Origin of the sequence: Mesorhizobium sp. M4B.F.Ca.ET.089.01.1.1 (genome assembly GCF_004022605.1) — a bacterium.
Taxonomy (GTDB): domain Bacteria; phylum Pseudomonadota; class Alphaproteobacteria; order Rhizobiales; family Rhizobiaceae; genus Mesorhizobium; species Mesorhizobium abyssinicae.
This window is the reverse complement of record NZ_RZOS01000107.1, coordinates 1-14,785: the sequence shown is the minus strand read 5'-3', so window position 1 is coordinate 14,785 and position 14,785 is coordinate 1. Positions and strand designations below refer to the sequence as shown.

The 14,785-nt window shown below is 63.7% G+C and carries 15 protein-coding genes and 1 pseudogene; 10 read left to right on the top strand and 6 right to left on the bottom strand.

The window, feature by feature from the left end:
- Together waaF and waaC are read left to right on the top strand one after the other, a co-directional pair.
- The coding region (gene waaF, locus EN780_RS13035; protein ID WP_128274164.1) for a lipopolysaccharide heptosyltransferase II at nt 1-606 on the top strand (606 nt) is incomplete at its 5' end.
- Nucleotides 603-1,592, top strand: coding sequence for a lipopolysaccharide heptosyltransferase I (gene waaC / locus EN780_RS13030; protein ID WP_128274162.1), 990 nt, complete (start codon nt 603-605; stop codon nt 1,590-1,592). The genes waaF and waaC, both read left to right, overlap by 4 nt.
- Nucleotides 1,593-1,860: 268 nt before the next feature.
- Here waaC and greA read toward each other — a convergent pair whose 3' ends face one another.
- Together greA and EN780_RS13015 are read right to left on the bottom strand one after the other, a co-directional pair.
- Nucleotides 1,861-2,334 (bottom strand): transcription elongation factor GreA, encoded by a 474-nt coding sequence (gene greA / locus EN780_RS13020; protein ID WP_126058735.1) that lies wholly within the window; start codon nt 2,332-2,334, stop codon nt 1,861-1,863.
- 284 nt (nt 2,335-2,618) lie between these two features.
- Nucleotides 2,619-3,155 (bottom strand): tetratricopeptide repeat protein, encoded by a 537-nt coding sequence (locus EN780_RS13015; RefSeq protein ID WP_127286495.1) that lies wholly within the window; start codon nt 3,153-3,155, stop codon nt 2,619-2,621.
- 201 nt (nt 3,156-3,356) lie between these two features.
- On the opposite strand from EN780_RS13015, the gene EN780_RS13010 reads away from it, so the two are divergent.
- The 5 genes from EN780_RS13010 to EN780_RS12990 all read left to right on the top strand — a co-directional run bounded on the left by EN780_RS13010 (nt 3,357) and on the right by EN780_RS12990 (nt 8,212).
- A complete protein-coding gene (locus EN780_RS13010) occupies nt 3,357-3,782 on the top strand; it encodes a DUF3775 domain-containing protein (RefSeq protein WP_127286494.1) in 426 nt (141 codons plus the stop codon).
- 511 nt (nt 3,783-4,293) lie between these two features.
- Complete coding sequence (locus EN780_RS40610; RefSeq protein ID WP_245499949.1) at nt 4,294-5,016, top strand: extensin family protein; 723 nt, start codon at nt 4,294-4,296, stop codon at nt 5,014-5,016.
- Nucleotides 5,017-5,154: 138 nt separating this feature from the next.
- On the top strand, nt 5,155-6,021 hold the full coding sequence (locus tag EN780_RS13000; protein ID WP_128274158.1) for an extensin family protein: 867 nt from the start codon (nt 5,155-5,157) through the stop codon (nt 6,019-6,021).
- A gap of 73 nt (nt 6,022-6,094) precedes the next feature.
- A complete protein-coding gene (locus tag EN780_RS12995; protein ID WP_128274156.1) occupies nt 6,095-6,802 on the top strand; it encodes an LssY C-terminal domain-containing protein in 708 nt (235 codons plus the stop codon).
- Nucleotides 6,803-6,901: 99 nt separating this feature from the next.
- Nucleotides 6,902-8,212 (top strand): hemolysin family protein, encoded by a 1,311-nt coding sequence (locus EN780_RS12990; RefSeq protein ID WP_127286197.1) that lies wholly within the window; start codon nt 6,902-6,904, stop codon nt 8,210-8,212.
- Nucleotides 8,213-8,214: 2 nt separating this feature from the next.
- On the opposite strand, the gene EN780_RS12985 is transcribed toward EN780_RS12990, so the two are convergent.
- On the bottom strand, nt 8,215-8,805 hold the full coding sequence (locus EN780_RS12985; RefSeq protein ID WP_127392952.1) for a CGNR zinc finger domain-containing protein: 591 nt from the start codon (nt 8,803-8,805) through the stop codon (nt 8,215-8,217).
- A gap of 114 nt (nt 8,806-8,919) precedes the next feature.
- Here EN780_RS12985 and EN780_RS12980 point away from each other — a divergent pair, with 114 nt between their 5' ends.
- The gene (locus EN780_RS12980; RefSeq protein ID WP_128274154.1) at nt 8,920-9,828 is read left to right on the top strand and encodes an alpha/beta hydrolase; all 909 of its coding nucleotides are present in this window, start codon (nt 8,920-8,922) and stop codon (nt 9,826-9,828) included.
- Between the two features lie 9 nt (nt 9,829-9,837).
- Here EN780_RS12980 and EN780_RS12975 read toward each other — a convergent pair whose 3' ends face one another.
- Nucleotides 9,838-10,764 (bottom strand): DMT family transporter, encoded by a 927-nt coding sequence (locus EN780_RS12975; RefSeq protein ID WP_128274152.1) that lies wholly within the window; start codon nt 10,762-10,764, stop codon nt 9,838-9,840.
- Between the two features lie 218 nt (nt 10,765-10,982).
- Between EN780_RS12975 and EN780_RS12970 the strand changes: the two genes are divergently transcribed.
- On the top strand, nt 10,983-12,284 hold the full coding sequence (locus EN780_RS12970; protein WP_128274150.1) for a glucoamylase family protein: 1,302 nt from the start codon (nt 10,983-10,985) through the stop codon (nt 12,282-12,284).
- 359 nt (nt 12,285-12,643) lie between these two features.
- Nucleotides 12,644-13,879, top strand: coding sequence for a DUF4034 domain-containing protein (locus EN780_RS12965; RefSeq protein ID WP_127392955.1), 1,236 nt, complete (start codon nt 12,644-12,646; stop codon nt 13,877-13,879).
- Nucleotides 13,880-13,961: 82 nt separating this feature from the next.
- On the opposite strand, the gene EN780_RS12960 is transcribed toward EN780_RS12965, so the two are convergent.
- Nucleotides 13,962-14,633, bottom strand: coding sequence for a zinc-binding dehydrogenase (locus tag EN780_RS12960; protein ID WP_245499950.1), 672 nt, complete (start codon nt 14,631-14,633; stop codon nt 13,962-13,964).
- Between the two features lie 51 nt (nt 14,634-14,684).
- Nucleotides 14,685-14,765: pseudogene (locus EN780_RS41370) on the bottom strand (alcohol dehydrogenase catalytic domain-containing protein); the annotation flags it as partial.
- Nucleotides 14,766-14,785: the final 20 nt, after the last annotated feature.

Here is a 14,785-nt window from a genome sequence, read left to right as displayed (position 1 = left end):
GCGCTGACCTATTTCGGCCTTGCCCGCGGCGGCACCTTCCAGGCTCCGAAGCTCACCGTCGATTCCGTCAGTCAGTCTGCCCTGCTCGAGCGTTCGGGCCTCACCGCGAAGAACTACGTGGCGCTGATGCCCGGCGCCGAATTCGGCCCGGCGAAACGCTGGCCGAGCGAAAGCTACGCCGAACTGGCGCGCGGAATGATGGCTAAGGGCCTGAAGGTCGCGCTGCTCGGCTCCAGGAACGACGCCGAGGTGACGGCGGAGATCGCCGCGCTTGCGCCCGGCGCCGTCGACCTTGCCGGCAAGACGCGGCTGGAGGACGCCATCGACCTCATCGCCGCGGCGCGGCTGGCGGTGTCGAACGACAGCGGGCTGATGCATGTCGCCGCAGCTGTCGGCACGCCGATCGTCGCTGTCTACGGCTCGACCTCGCCTGAGAACACGCCGCCACTTTCCGAGCGGGCCGAACTGGTGTGGCTGGGCCTCTCCTGCTCGCCCTGCCACCAGAAGACCTGTCCGCTCGGCCATCTCAACTGCCTGAAGACGCTCGATGCCGTGCGTGTCGCGGCAGCAGTGGACCGGCTGTTGGAAATGCCGGCCGCCGCATGAATGTCCTGATCGTCAAGACATCCTCGATGGGTGATGTCATCCATACATTTCCGGCTATCGAGGATGCGCGCCGCCACCGTCCGGACGTTTCCTTCGACTGGTGCGTGGAGGAAGCCTTTGCCGGCATCGTCGCCCTGCATCCGGCGATCGGCACCATCCACACGGTGGCGATCCGGCGCTGGCGCAAGCGGCTTTTCAACAGCGACACCTGGCATGAAGCGGGAAGACTGCGCCGCGCCCTGCGCGCTGCCGGCTACGACCTCGTCATCGATGCGCAGGGACTGCTGAAGTCCGCTGTGGTGGCAAAGCAGGCGGCGGCGCCGGTCGCCGGCTTCGACCGGGCAAGCGCGCGCGAACCGTCGGCGACGCTATTCTACGACCACCGCTACGGCGTGCCCCGCGATCTGCACGCCATCGAACGGACGCGGCGGCTGTTCGGCCTGGCGCTCGGCTACCAGCCCGATCTCTCCGGCCTCCAGTCCGGCATCGTGCCGCCGGCGGATGGCCTGGCCGGCACCAGCGGCAATACCGCGTTCCTGCTGCACGGCACCAGCCGCGAAGACAAGAAATGGCCGGTTAAGGACTGGATCGAGACCGCCGGGCTGTTGCTCGAGAGGAAAATGACGCCTGTCGTCACCTGGTCGAACGAGCCTGAAAAGGCAGTGGCCGAGGCGATCGCCAGGGCCGTGCCGCAGGCGGTGCTGGTGCCCAAATCGCCGCTGGCGGTGATCGCCGCGATCATCGGCCGCTCGGCGCTGGTCATCGGCGCCGACACCGGCCTCACCCACCTCGCCAGCGCCTTCGGCGTGCCGACCGTCGCCATCTTCCTGGCCACCGAACCCGGCCTCACCGGCCCGCGCGGGCCGTATGCGTCGACGCTTTTGGCCGCGCCCGGCGGCCGTGTCACCCCTGCGGAGGCAGCGGCGGAAGCCGAGCGGCTGATCGGGCTGCAGGCGCTTGGTCGAGCAGGCGCGGACAGAGATTGATTTATTCAATCAATTCAATTGGAAAGGTCAGCGCCGCCCCTCATCCGCCTGCCGGCACCTTCTCCCCGTATAGTAACGGGGAGAAGGGAGCTAAGCGCGAAATTCAGCGCCACTTTTCAGCGTTTCCGGTTGGCGAAATCATCAGGTGACGGCGTCCTTCTCCCCGTCACTATACGGGGAGAAGTGCCCGGCAGGGCGATGAGGGGCGGCGCCATCCTTGGATTGGAATAGCGCAATTCAGGGACAAATCCTGCCCCCTCAACTTCCCTCAGATGAATTGCACCTGGACGATCTCATACCCCCGGGCGCCGCCGGGCGCGTTGACCTCGATGGCGTCGCCGACTTCCTTGCCGATGAGCGCGCGCGCGATCGGCGAGGAGATCGAGATGCGGCCAGACTTCACGTCCGCCTCCTGGTCGCCGACGATCTGGTAGGTCTTCTTCTCCTCGGTGTCCTCGTCGACCAGCACCACGGTGGCGCCGAACTTGACCTTGTCGCCGCTGAGCTTGGTGACGTCGATCACCTCGGCCCGCGCGATCAGGTCCTCGAGCTCGTTGACGCGGCCTTCATTGTGGCTCTGCGCCTCTTTGGCCGCGTGGTATTCGGCGTTTTCGGAAAGGTCGCCATGCGAGCGCGCCTCGGAGATCGCCTCGATGATGCGCGGCCGCTCTTCCTGCTGGCGCCAGCGCAGTTCTTCCTTCAATGACGCGAACCCCTCGCCTGTCATCGGGACCTTGTTCATATGCCTGACCTTTCCTGCCGCCACCCCCGTTTTTCGGGGATGGCCCTTGTCGATGGGTACAAAAAGAAAACGGTCCGGCAGCCTTGGGCTAACGGAACCGTTTCACCGCAATTTGCCTGAATATAGCAATGTTTGCGCGTTTTTCACGCCAAAAAATCCGGTTTTGAAAAATCATCCGCTGCTTTCGCAAGGGCGATCGCCGCCAAAGCAATCCTTTGCCGGCGCGGCAACAAAAAGCCGGCTACGATCGCTCGCAGCCGGCTGGAAAGGGTGTCGAGGTCGAATCAGCTTCTCAGGAAATGGTCGATCTGCTCGGCCAGCATGCCGTATTCGCGCGAGCCCTTGCCGGTGCGCTTCTCGATTTCGCTGAGCTGTTCGCGGGCGCCCGCAAGGTCGCCGATCTGCAGATGCGCCTCGCCGAGATATTCGCGCACCAGCGTGTAGTCGGGATTGATGCGCAAGGCTTCCTCGTAATAGCCGAGGCCGACGGTGATGCGGCCGGAATGGCGATGCGAATAGCCGAGATAGTTGAGGATGCGCGGATCCTGCTTGTTGGCCGCAAGGCTGAGCACGGCGATCGCCTCGTCATAGCGCCCGGCCATCGCAAGATCGTGGCCCGCCTCATAGATGTTGTTGTCGTCCAGCATGCCGTACTTCGGCGTCACGCATTTCTGCTTCTTCTTGTCCCAGACCTCGCCCTTCTTGCATTGCGGGGTGTTTCCGCCTCCGCCGCCGCCGCCTTCGCCGGCCGTGAAGGCGGGCGCCACAAAGAGCGGCAAAGCCACAACAGCCATGACCTGGATCAGCAAACGTCTGCGCATCGGAGCCTCCTTGAGAATGACAATGGGATATTAACGCCGGGCCTGCCTTCTTTCATCCCGGAAAAGCGGAGCGCGTGAAAAACCTGCGCTCCAGGCCCGCATCACCGGCATTTTGCCTGAAACAGGCCGAACATGACGTGACGCGCGCCACAAATCCGCTATCATCCGGCAAACGGCCGATGGAGCATGCGGAGCAGGCCAGTGCAGCAGCGCCTCGAAAAGGAATGGGAGCTTTCGATCGGTCCCGATACCGTGCGCCTGTTCATTCTCAAGGCCAAGGCGCTGAGCGCGGCCGTCAACGAGGACTATGCCGACGGCGCCGAGCACGAGATCGAGTTCGACGGCGACACCCGCGACAGCCACCATCATGACGGTCTCGTCGAGGAGAGCTCGGAAAACCTGACCGAGGAGGAGCTGCGCGAACTGATCGACGACCTCAATGTCGACGAAGCGGCCGAGCTGATCGCCCTCGCCTGGGTCGGCCGCGGCGACTATGACGCCGCCGAATGGGCCGACGCGCTGGCCGCCGCGCGCGAGCGCGCCAACAAGCGCACGGCCAAATATCTGCTCGGCATGCCGCTGCTCGCCGACTGGCTGGAGGAAGGGCTGGAAGCGATCGGCGCGTAACGCGTTGGTAACCGATTGTGATCGGTCGGATGCGCCTTCGAAGGCAACTTCGCCATGCCGACGCCGTTTCCGGGCGATGGCAACGCTGAGCATTTCCGGATTTTTCAGGCTGGCGCTGCCTTTGGCAGCGGCGGTTTTGCTGATCACGCCGGCCGATGCCAGGCATCGTCACAGGCAGCCGCTGACACCGCGTCTGGAGCAGCCGTTGACGCAGCGGGCCGATCAGCCCCTGAGGCCGAGGAGCAAGCACCGTGCGAGATCGCGGGGCAAACGGCATATCGCGTCAGAGCTGACGCAGCACCAAACGCAGGATCAGCCGACCTTACCCGCCGATGTTTCGGTACCAGAGCCACGTCCCGCGGAAGCGCAAAAGACCGATGCCGCCACGAAGGAAGAGCGGAAGGCTGCAGGACCAAGGGACGCCGACGCATCAGATCGGATCGATCAGGAAAAGTCTCCGCAGGAGAAGCGGCAGCAGCCCGAGCCTTCGGCCCCGGAGCCGTCAACAGAGATGGAAACTCAACCTGAAGCGCCGGCCGCGGCGCCGATTCCGACGCAAAGACCCGACAAGGCGGAACCGGAGGTCGAGCCGCCCGCCGTCACCCCGAAGCCACCTGAAAAACCGGCAGAATCCGGCGACAACAAACCGCCGCCCGATCCTCGTTCGGCGATCCTTCCCGAGCAACAGATGCCAGAGGAAGAACTGGCCTGCCGCCGTCGGCTGACATCGATGGGCGTCGACTTCGAGGAACACAAGGCCGAGCAGGAACCCGAGATTGGCTGCTCGATCCCCTACCCGATCGTGCTGAAGACGCTGGGCAAATCCATGGCTATCAGCCCCGGCGCCGAATTGAACTGCGCGATGGCCGAGGCGGCGGCACGCTTCACCGCCGACATCATCCAGCCTGCCGTCGAGGCCAAGTTCGGCACGGAATTGAAGTCGATCGGCCAGGCTTCCGCCTTCGTCTGCCGGGCGCGCCACAACGGAGGCAAGATGTCGGAGCACGCTTTCGGCAACGCGCTCGACATTGCCAGCTTCACGCTGGCGGACGGCAGGAAAATCGAGGTCGGGCCGGCGCCGCCCGAACAGGACGCGCAATTCCTGGGCACGGTGCGCAAGGCCGCCTGCGGACCGTTCAAGACGGTGCTTGGCCCGGGCAGCGATGCCGACCATTCGCTGCACTTCCACCTCGACCTGGAGCCGCGCCGCCACGGCGGCACCTTCTGCCAGTGACCCCGCAATTCGTGACCGCCGCAATTCGGCCCCAGGCGTGAATGCGGGCGCTGATCTTTCCTTTACACTTGCGGATTAACCTTATGCCATCGGCAGCATGACCCCTGCGGGATCAGCTCTGGGACGGGACGCCTATCAATGGCCGGAAGACTTGGCGCCGTGCTTGCCATGGCGCGACAGAACAATCGTGCGCGCTCCGCTGCCGCCAGGCTGGTGACGCTGCTTGCCATCGCGACCGTATCGGCCTGCAACACCGGCGACGTGTTCTCGCTGCAGCCTGCAGTCGATGTCGGCAACCAGACCGCCGCCGTCCCCGAGGCGCCCCAATATTCAGCGCCCCAATATTCAGCGCCCCAATATTCAACGCCACAGTATTCCGGCATGCAGCGCCTCGTTCCGTCCAACCCCTACATGACCGCCGCCTATCCGCGCATGGACGAGCCGATGTCGCCGACCGAGCAGATGCCGGCCAGCGAGGTCGACTGCCGCAACGAGCTGAAGCGCCTCGGCGTCGCCTACACCGATGTCCAGCCGATCCATGAGGGCCAGTGCGGCATCGACTTTCCTGTCAGGGTTTCGGCCATCGGCAGCGTCCAGATGAAGCCCGCCGCGACGCTGACCTGCAACATGGCTGCCACCTTCGCAACCTGGACCAGGAACGAGCTGGTGCCTGCCGCTCGCTGGCGTTACTTCTCAGGCGTCAGGACCATCCACCAGGGGTCCAGCTATTCCTGCCGCAACATCGCCGGCGAAGGCGTCCTGTCCGAGCACGGCAAGGGCAACGCGCTCGACGTCATGAGCATCGAGCTCAACAACGGCGACGACATCGACGTGCGCAAGCCCGGCCTGTTCGCCTTCCGCACCCGCGGCTTCCTCAACAATGTGCGCGCCGACGGCTGCCAGTATTTCACCACGGTGCTCGGACCCGGCTACAATTACGACCACCGCAACCATTTCCATTTCGACATCAAGAACCGCAGGAACGGCTACCGCGCCTGCCGCTGACGACGAGCGGTTCCCTTTGCCCAATGCATGCAACGGCGCATAAGGTGACGCATGCGTTTGGGAGTGGCCTCTCGTGAGTAAGCGAAGCCTTCGGCGCCGCGCGTCGACCTGGCTGGCGGCACTTTGCGCCGGATATCTGGGGCTGGCCTACGTCGCCGCGCCGGAATTCTGGACCTGGCGCGAGCGCGGCTATCGCACGCAGCAATTCGAAATGGTGACGCATACGCCGCAAGGCATTCCGGGCGACCCGATCAATGTCGGCCTTGTCGGCACCGAAAAGGAGGTGGTGCACGCCTTCGCCGTCGCCGGCTGGGACACGGCCGACGCCGTCTCGCTGAGAACCGCCATCGACATCGGCGAAAGCGTGTTGTTTTCGCGTCCCTATCCCGATGCGCCGATGAGCAGGCTGCTGTTCGAGGGCCGCGCCCAGGACCTGGCCTTCGAAAAGCCGGTCGGCGACAGTGCCGACCAGCGCCACCATGTCCGCTTCTGGCAGACCAACACGGTCGGCGATGACGGTCGTCCGCTCTGGCTCGGTGCCGCGAGCTTCGACCGTGGCGTCGGCCTCAGCCACGACACCGGAGCGATAACCCATCACATCGCCCCCGACATCGACGCCGAGCGCGACTTCCTCGTCGGCGACCTCGCCAAGGCTGGCCTGCTTGCCTCGACCAGCGAAATGGCTGGCATCGGCGCGACGAAGACCGGACGCAATGGCGGCGGCGATCCGTACTTCACCGATGGCATGGCGGTGGTCGGGGTGTTGAAGACGCTGCCCTAGCGTATTTGCGCCAATCTTTGCCCAGCACCAGCACGCCGTCCCGAAAAACAATAGCCGCTGCTATTTTCGAATGCACTGCAGCAATGCTATTGACCCCTCATGCTATACGTTGAAATCGCCACCGTGGCCGTCCTCATCTGCGTGAACGGCCTTCTGGCAATGTCCGAGCTTGCCATCGTCTCGTCACGCCCCGCCCGCCTCAAGGCGATGATCGACCGCAACGTCAAGGGCGCCGGCCGCGCGCTGGCGCTCGGCTCCAATCCCGGCAAGTTCCTGTCGTCGGTGCAGATCGGCATCACCCTGGTCGGCGTTCTCTCCGGCGCCTTTTCGGGCGCCACGCTCGGCGAGCGCCTGGCCGCCTTCCTCGCCTCGAACGGCATCCGCGAGAACATTGCCGATCCGCTCGGCGTCGGTATCGTCGTCGCCATCATCACCTATGCCTCGCTGATTGTCGGCGAGCTGGTGCCGAAGCAGATCGCGCTGCGCGATCCCGAGCGCGTCGCCGTCCGGGCGGCGCCCGCGATGACCGTCCTCGCCACCATCTCGGCGCCGCTCGTCTTCCTGCTCGACATTTCCGGCCGCGCCGTCCTCTGGCTGCTCGGCCAGCGCGGCGAGAGCGAGGAGAAGGTCACCGACGAGGAGATCAAGATGCTGGTCGCCGAGGCCGAGCATCACGGCACCATCGAATCCGACGAGCGCCGCATGATCGCCGGCGTCATGCGGCTCGGCGACCGCGCCGTGCGCGCAGTGATGACGCCGCGCACCGAGGTCGACTGGATCAACCTGCAATCAGACGAGGCGACGATCAGGAAGCTGCTGATCGAGACCCAGCATTCGCGCCTGCCGGCCGGCGACGGCAACGTCGATGCCATGGTCGGCGTCGTCCAGACACGCGACGTGCTGGCCGCGATCCTCGGCGGCAAGGTGCTGGAGCCGCGCCACCATGTGCGCGCCGCGCCCATCGTCCACGATCAGGCCGATGCGCTGGATGTGCTGCAGAAGTTGAAGGAATCCGACGTGCCGATGGCGCTCGTCCATGACGAGTACGGCCACTTCGAGGGCATCGTCACGCCGGCCGACATACTGGAAGCCATCACCGGCGTCTTCCGCTCCGACCTCGACGCGGGCGAGGAGGAGAATGCCGTCAAGCGCGAGGACGGCTCCTGGCTGCTCGCCGGCTACATGCAGGCCGACGAGATGGCCGAAGTGCTCGGCATCGACCTGCCCGAGAACCGCGACTACGAGACCGTCGCCGGCTATGTGCTGTCGCACCTGCACCACCTGCCGGCGACCGGCGAATGCGTCGACGCGCAGGGCTGGCGCTTCGAGGTCGTCGACCTCGACGGCCGCCGCATCGACAAGCTGATCGCCACCCGCCTGCCGGATGGTCACCGCCAGATCGCGCGCTGACATCAGGCGGCGCTATGCCCCCTGTGGCGCGAGACCTTCTCGCGGTTGCCGCAGGTGCGCATGCTGCACCAGCGGCGTTTGCCGCCGCGCGACGTATCGAGGAAAAGCCAGCCGCAGCGAGGACAGGAATGCAGCCTGTCCCGCGGCAAGCTGAAGAAGGCTTGGACCGACAGCAAAGCAAGGAACGCCGTGACGGCATCCGGGTCCCGCCACTGGCTCGGCTGCGGTCTGGTGTCGTGCAAGTCGACCGACCCGGTGGCTAGCGGGCTCGCCGCGCATGAGAACAGGACGCTGAGCGGCTCGGTCGCGGACGGTTTGCCCGCGGCGATCGGCTCAAAAATCTGAAAAGACGCTTCACGGACTTCGCGAACCCGTTCCACGAAGCGCCCATCTTCGATCTCGGAAACGGCCTGCGCCTGGTGATGGTCGGCAAGCCCTGAAGCCATCAACCAGTTGGCAACATCCTGGGTCGACTTGAACAGCTCATTATCGGGCGCCGGCACGCGCCGGTCGAACACGGCGTTCGACAGGTCCAGGGCGGAATGCCCGCCTATGAAGTGCTCCGGCACCCATTCGGTGTAGGCCTGCGCCATGGAACATAATCCCATTAACCGCATTACACAGTTACGATGTAACCGCCATCATACAGATATGCGGTTTCAAGGCCAGAGCGTCGCCAGCAGCACGGGAACCATGGGAGAAAGACGATGCGAAGCGATCCTTACAAGACACGCCACGGAACCATCCGTGCCGACGGCCTCGACATCTTCTACCGTCATGCAGGCGACCCGGACCGTCCGGCAATCCTGCTGCTGCACGGATATCCGACTTCCTCACATGTCTATCGCAACATCATCGAGCCACTGGCGGAGACAGCCTATGTGGTGGCACCGGATATGCCCGGTTTCGGCTTCTCGTCCGCCCCTTCCACCGACGCCTATGACTACACGTTCGAGAACCTCGCCAACACGATCGAGGCATTCATTGAGGCCCTCGGTCTCGAGCGGTTCTTTCTTTATATCACCGACTTCGGCGCGCCCGTCGGTTACCAACTCGCGACACGACGGCCGGATCGTATCCTCGGCCTGATCGTCCAGGACGGCAATGCCCATGAGGAGGGGCTGGGACCGGATTGGGACGCACCCAAGGTGTTCTTCGCCGAACCGACGGACAACAACCGCGCCAAGCTGCCGGACTGGATGAATTTCGAGGGCACCCGCAACCAGTATATCGGCGGTCTTCCCGAACGTCTGAAGGTCTTGTTTCCGCCCGAGAGTTGGCATCTCGACACCGAGCGCCTGGAGAGGCCCGGAAACACTGACATTCAGTTCGAACTCTTCACAGATTATGGCTCACACATCGCGCGCTTCCCCGCCATCCAGGCCTACTTGCGCAACCACCGGCCAGCTTGCCTTGTGCTGTGGGGCCGCCATGACGCCTTCTTCGCGGTGGATGAGATCATGGCCTACAATCGCGACCTCCACGCCATCGAAATCCATGTCTTTGAAAGCGGCCACATGCTGCTTGAGACGCACCATCGCCAATGCGCGGCGCACATCGCTCACTTCATGCACGAGGTGGAGACCGGGGTCTTTCGCGATTCCGAAAGGCGCTGACCGCGACGGTCAAACGGCTGCCTCGATCGGCTCGGCAAGCTTCGGGTTCGCGCGCGCGGCGATCAGGCAGCCGGCGACGATCAGGCATGCTCCCGCGAGCGTCGTCCATGTGACTGCCTCGTCGAAGAAGAACCAGCCAAACGCGATCGCCCAGATGAAGGCCGAGTATTCCGTTGGAATGAGATATTGCGCTTCGGCGCGGGCGTAGGACCAGCTCATCAGGAATTGGCCGGCAAGCGACAGCGCGGTCACGCCGGCCAGGGGAAGCCAAAGACTGGCCGGCAGGGCGATGGCGAGCCAGGGCGCGGCGAGGCCGAGGATGATTGCAACGGCGAGGCTCTGGAAGAACATGATCTCGATTGGCTTGGCCACCTGCGCCTGTTGCCGGGCGAGGATCAAATTGTAGCCGTAGAACACCGTCGATACGAGCACCGCCGCCGTGCCAAGCAGCGCATCGTGCGAATAGCTTGCCTGCCCGAACTGGCCGGACACGATGATCGCCACGCCGGCGATGCCGGCCATCGATGCCCAGATTGCCTCGCGCCGGACCCGCTCGGCCAGCAACAGCGCGGCGAGGAAGAGAGCGATCAGCGGCGCAACGAAGCTCAGCCCGACGGCCTCCGCGAGCGGCAGCCTGCCAAGCCCCCAGAAGAATGATATCAGGACGATGCCGACAACCACGGCGCGCAGCGCATGCAGCCTCAGCACCGCAATGGTTGGCAGCGAGCGCGACCCCGCCGACCAAGCTGCGCCCGCGACTGCTGTCGCGAGAAAGCTGCGCCACAGCACCGTATTGTAGACGCCCACGGCGATAACCAGCGTCTTCATCGCCGCATCCATCCCGGACAGCAGGAAGATCGCGAGCGCGCATACGAGCACCGGGACCATCGGGGAAACGGCGCCTGTCAGGCTGGATGTCTTCACGGCTGCACTCATCTGGCCGCGGATATCTCAGGGCAAACGGCAGGGCCAGATGGCAGTGCGCCCGAAATTGCGGTCCAATCCGGATCAGCTGCAGCGCCGGGTTGCGACCGAAGAGAGCGTCTCAGACTGAATGTCGACGCGCTCCTCGCTATCGGCCTTCGCCTTCCTCGCTTATCATTGACCGGCCCCAAAAGGTGGGAAGCGCGGCGAAGGTCCCTATATCGGCAGCCATGGATGCATCGAGCGACCACACGCTGAACGAAGAGCTTCTCTCGGCCACCCAGCGCCTGTCCTTCGATTATTTTCTCAAGGAGGCCAACCCGGCAAACGGACTGATCGCCGATCGCAACACGCCGGCGTCGCCAGCCAGCATCGCCGCCGTCGGGCTCGCTCTGTCGGCCTATCCCGTCGGCGTCGAGCGCGGATTCATGACGCGTGACGCCGCCGTCGAACGGACGCTCGCCACGCTTCGTTTCTTCTGGAACGCGCCGCACGGGCCGGAGCCCGACGCCACCGGCTATAAGGGCTTCTACTATCATTTCCTTGACATGCGGACCGGCCGCCGCGTCTGGAAGTGCGAGCTGTCCACCGTCGACACCGCGCTTCTGCTTGCCGGCGTGCTGGCCGCCGGCGCCTATTTTGACGCCGACGACGAGGCCGAACTGGAAATCCGCCGACTTGCCGATGCGCTCTACCGCCGTGCCGACTGGCGCTGGGCGCAGAACGGCGGCGCCACCGTCACCCACGGCTGGCGGCCCGAGAAAGGCTTCCTGCGCTGCCGCTGGCAAGGCTATGACGAGGCGGTGATCCTCTATGTGCTGGGCCTCGGCTCGCCGACCCACCCGCTGCCGCCCGAGAGCTATGAAGCCTGGCTCTCCACCTACAAGTGGAAAAAGATCTATGGGCGGGAACTGGTCTATGCCGGCCCGCTCTTCATCCATCAGTTCTCGCATGTCTGGATCGATTTTCGCGGCATCCGCGACGCTTTCATGCGCGAGCACGGCAGCGACTATTTCGAGAACAGCCGCGCGGCGAGCTACCTGCAGCGCGATTATGCCATCCGCAATCCGAAGGGTTTCGTCGGCTATGACGAGAATTGCTGGGGCATCACCGCCAGCGACGGCCCGGGCCTGAAAAAACTCCACATGACGATCGGTGACCGACGCTTCTTCGGCTATCTGGCGCGCGGCGCGCCCTTCGGCCCCGATGACGGCACCTTGTCGCCATGGGCGGCGATCACCTCATTGCCCTTTGCGCCGGAGATCGTCCTGCCGGCGCTGCGCCATTTCCACGAGATCGACCTGCACGAGGGCAACCCTTACTGCTTCACCGCGAGCTTCAATCCGACGATCGCCGCCGCCGACGGCCGCGCCTGCGGCTGGGTATCGCCGGACCATGTCGGCATCAACCAGGGGCCGATCGCCCTTATGATCGAGAATTACCGGTCGGATTTCCCGTGGCGACTGATGCGCCGTGTGCCGGCCATTACCACGGGCCTGCGACGCGCCGGATTTTCGGGTGGCTGGCGGTAGGAGCGGCCAGGATAAGGCGCCAGCGGATTGAAGCTGCAAGCGATGTCCAGAATCGGCCGCGGCATTCAAGGCTCCAGCACGACCTTGCCTGTCGAGCGCCGCTCCTCGATCAGAGGGCCGCTTCGCTAGCCTGGTTGAGCGCATACTGAGAGAGCATCGCGAGGGGGTTCGGCGACAATCAGGAACGTTGGAATGTCGGCTCCTTCTGGAACCAAAAATCATATCTCAAGAGTCGACGTCAGCAGGACATTCTTGGGTTGGAAAACCTGCAAGAGATTTTATGCATTTCGCGCAAGGAAAGTTAATCGGATCGGACGAAACTGCCCAATCCCCATCGTTCGATAGAATGGCAGTTCAACATGCGCACAGTATTGTTCGCCATTTTTGTTTTTCTGAGCTGGGCAATCCCCGTTCAAGCATCTCCCTCTCCGGAAGTCTTGCGGATATGGAACGACGTAAAGACCGCCTATTTGGCGGGAAAATTCGATCAGCTCGATGAATTGATCGAAGCCTATCAGCGGGACGATGCACGAACGGAGAGCGGGAGCATAAAGGCAGCGATAGTCTACGAGGTGCTGGAAAGTACGAAATTCCTTTATGGCACCTACTCGTACGGAACCTTGAACCAGATGGAAGCGCAGGCCGACAAATGGATCGAGTCCTACCCAGGGTCACGCGCTGCGCGGATCACCAAGGCCATCGTCATGAACAATCGGGCCTGGAATGCTCGCGGAGAAGGGTATGCCAATACCGTGACTCCCGAGCAGTGGAATGCATTCTTCGTCTACAGCAGGCAGGCCAAGGATTATCTACAGTCGGTGAAGCAAGGTACTGCCGCAGACCCCGAGTGGTATGCGACAATACTGAAGGTCGCCAGAGGCCTGCCAAGCTCCGATATCGATTTCGACGCGCTTGCCAGTGAAGCGCTTGATGCACATCCCGACTACATACCGATTTACCGGGAAATCGTGCGAACGAACCTGCCGCAATGGGGCGGCACGCGACAGACCCTGGAATTTTGGATCGACCGCATGGCCAAGGCGTCCGGAACTGACGCAAGCTACGCGCGAGCCTATTGGGGAGCCGCTGACGATTTCTACCGCGACGTCATCTTTAATGACACCGACGCGGACTGGTCACGGGTAAGGACCGGCTTTAGAGCGATAGTCCACGACTATCCGACGAACTGGAACATCAACATTTTTGCTCGCCTCGCGTGCCTTGCACAGGACAAGGCAACAACCAAGGAACTTATGGAGCGGCTTGGCAACGCAATCGATGCCGAGGCCTGGCTTTACCGAGAGATGCCTGCCTCCTGTCGGGAGTGGGCATCCGAGCCTGATCCCCAAAATCCGCCTAAGATGGATGAGTTCGTCCTCGTCGAAGCCTACGGCAGGGACAAGGACGGCATCATGCAAGCGATGGTCGGTCCAATGGAGCAGCCCAGCGAAGCGGCAGCCGTGGCAAAGGCTCAAATCCTGGCGAAAACTTACGAAGGAGTTCAGGCCTACAAGCTCATTCCGGACCCGCAAACCGGCAACTACAAAAGGCCGATCATACTGTTCCGATACGGTGTCATACCGTACGGACGATAACATTGGTCAGCATCGGAGCGCGTCGTCGGACGTAGAGTAGACAATTCCAAAATCGGTTTGTGGATAATTTAGTCGAGTCCGATCAAGGGATCAGCAAGACCTTGCCTGTCGAGCAGCGCTCCTCGATCAGCCGATGCGCGGCGCTGGCCCGATCCAGCGGGATGCGGCCGCCAATCGCCACCCGCAACCGGCCGCCAGCAGCCAAATCGAAAAGCTGGCGCAGGCTCGCCCGCAGTTCTTCGGGCGACATGAGCGGCAGCAGCGCAAAACCTCTCAGCGACTGGTTTCGGCCGATCATCGCCTCCAGATCGGCGGCCGAGAGTTGAAACCGGCCAAGTGCCGCAAACACCAGCTCGCCGCCTTGTGACAAGAGATCGAGGAACTCTTTGGTCATCGCGCCGCCGACCGTATCGAAGATCGTGTCGACGCCGCTCTCCGTCGCGTCCCTGACCTCAGCGACCCAGTTGTCAGCGCGATGGTCAATCGCCACATCGGCGCCAAGCGAGCGGACAAGGTCGAGCTTGGCCTCGCCGCCGGCCAGCGCGATCACCCGGCGGGCACCCTGCGCCTTTGCCAGTTGCAAGAGCAGCGAACCGACGCCACCTGCGGCGGCAGGGATCAGCACCTGTTTGTCGGCGACCGGGCTTTGCCGCAGCAGGTGCAACGCCGTCAGCCCCTGAACCATCAGGGCGCAGGCATCCTCGAAGGAAAGCGCATCCGGCAGAGGAACGGCCAGACCGGCGTCGATCGCCACATATTCGGCGTAACCGCCGAACGGCCGGCCGGAGGCGAACAATGGCGCCGCGACGCGTCTTCCCAGAAGGAGCTGGTCCACGCCCTCCCCGACAGCCTCGACAACCCCGGCGGCCTCGACGCCAGGGAACATCGGCAGGCGCGGCGTCACCG

Bases quoted from the DNA above. Each gene is read 5' to 3' on its own strand.
- EN780_RS40610 (WP_245499949.1), top strand. From the start codon at position 4,294: ATGGAAACTCAACCTGAAGCGCCGGCCGCGGCGCCGATTCCGACGCAA.
- EN780_RS12975 (WP_128274152.1), bottom strand. From the start codon at position 10,764: ATGAGTGCAGCCGTGAAGACATCCAGCCTGACAGGCGCCGTTTCCCCG.
- EN780_RS13015 (WP_127286495.1), bottom strand. From the start codon at position 3,155: ATGCGCAGACGTTTGCTGATCCAGGTCATGGCTGTTGTGGCTTTGCCG.
- greA (WP_126058735.1), bottom strand. From the start codon at position 2,334: ATGAACAAGGTCCCGATGACAGGCGAGGGGTTCGCGTCATTGAAGGAA.
- EN780_RS12985 (WP_127392952.1), bottom strand. From the start codon at position 8,805: ATGGCGCAGGCCTACACCGAATGGGTGCCGGAGCACTTCATAGGCGGG.
- waaC (WP_128274162.1), top strand. From the start codon at position 603: ATGAATGTCCTGATCGTCAAGACATCCTCGATGGGTGATGTCATCCAT.
- EN780_RS13000 (WP_128274158.1), top strand. From the start codon at position 5,155: ATGGCCGGAAGACTTGGCGCCGTGCTTGCCATGGCGCGACAGAACAAT.
- EN780_RS12970 (WP_128274150.1), top strand. From the start codon at position 10,983: ATGGATGCATCGAGCGACCACACGCTGAACGAAGAGCTTCTCTCGGCC.
- EN780_RS12965 (WP_127392955.1), top strand. From the start codon at position 12,644: ATGCGCACAGTATTGTTCGCCATTTTTGTTTTTCTGAGCTGGGCAATC.
- EN780_RS12990 (WP_127286197.1), top strand. From the start codon at position 6,902: ATGCTATACGTTGAAATCGCCACCGTGGCCGTCCTCATCTGCGTGAAC.
- EN780_RS12980 (WP_128274154.1), top strand. From the start codon at position 8,920: ATGCGAAGCGATCCTTACAAGACACGCCACGGAACCATCCGTGCCGAC.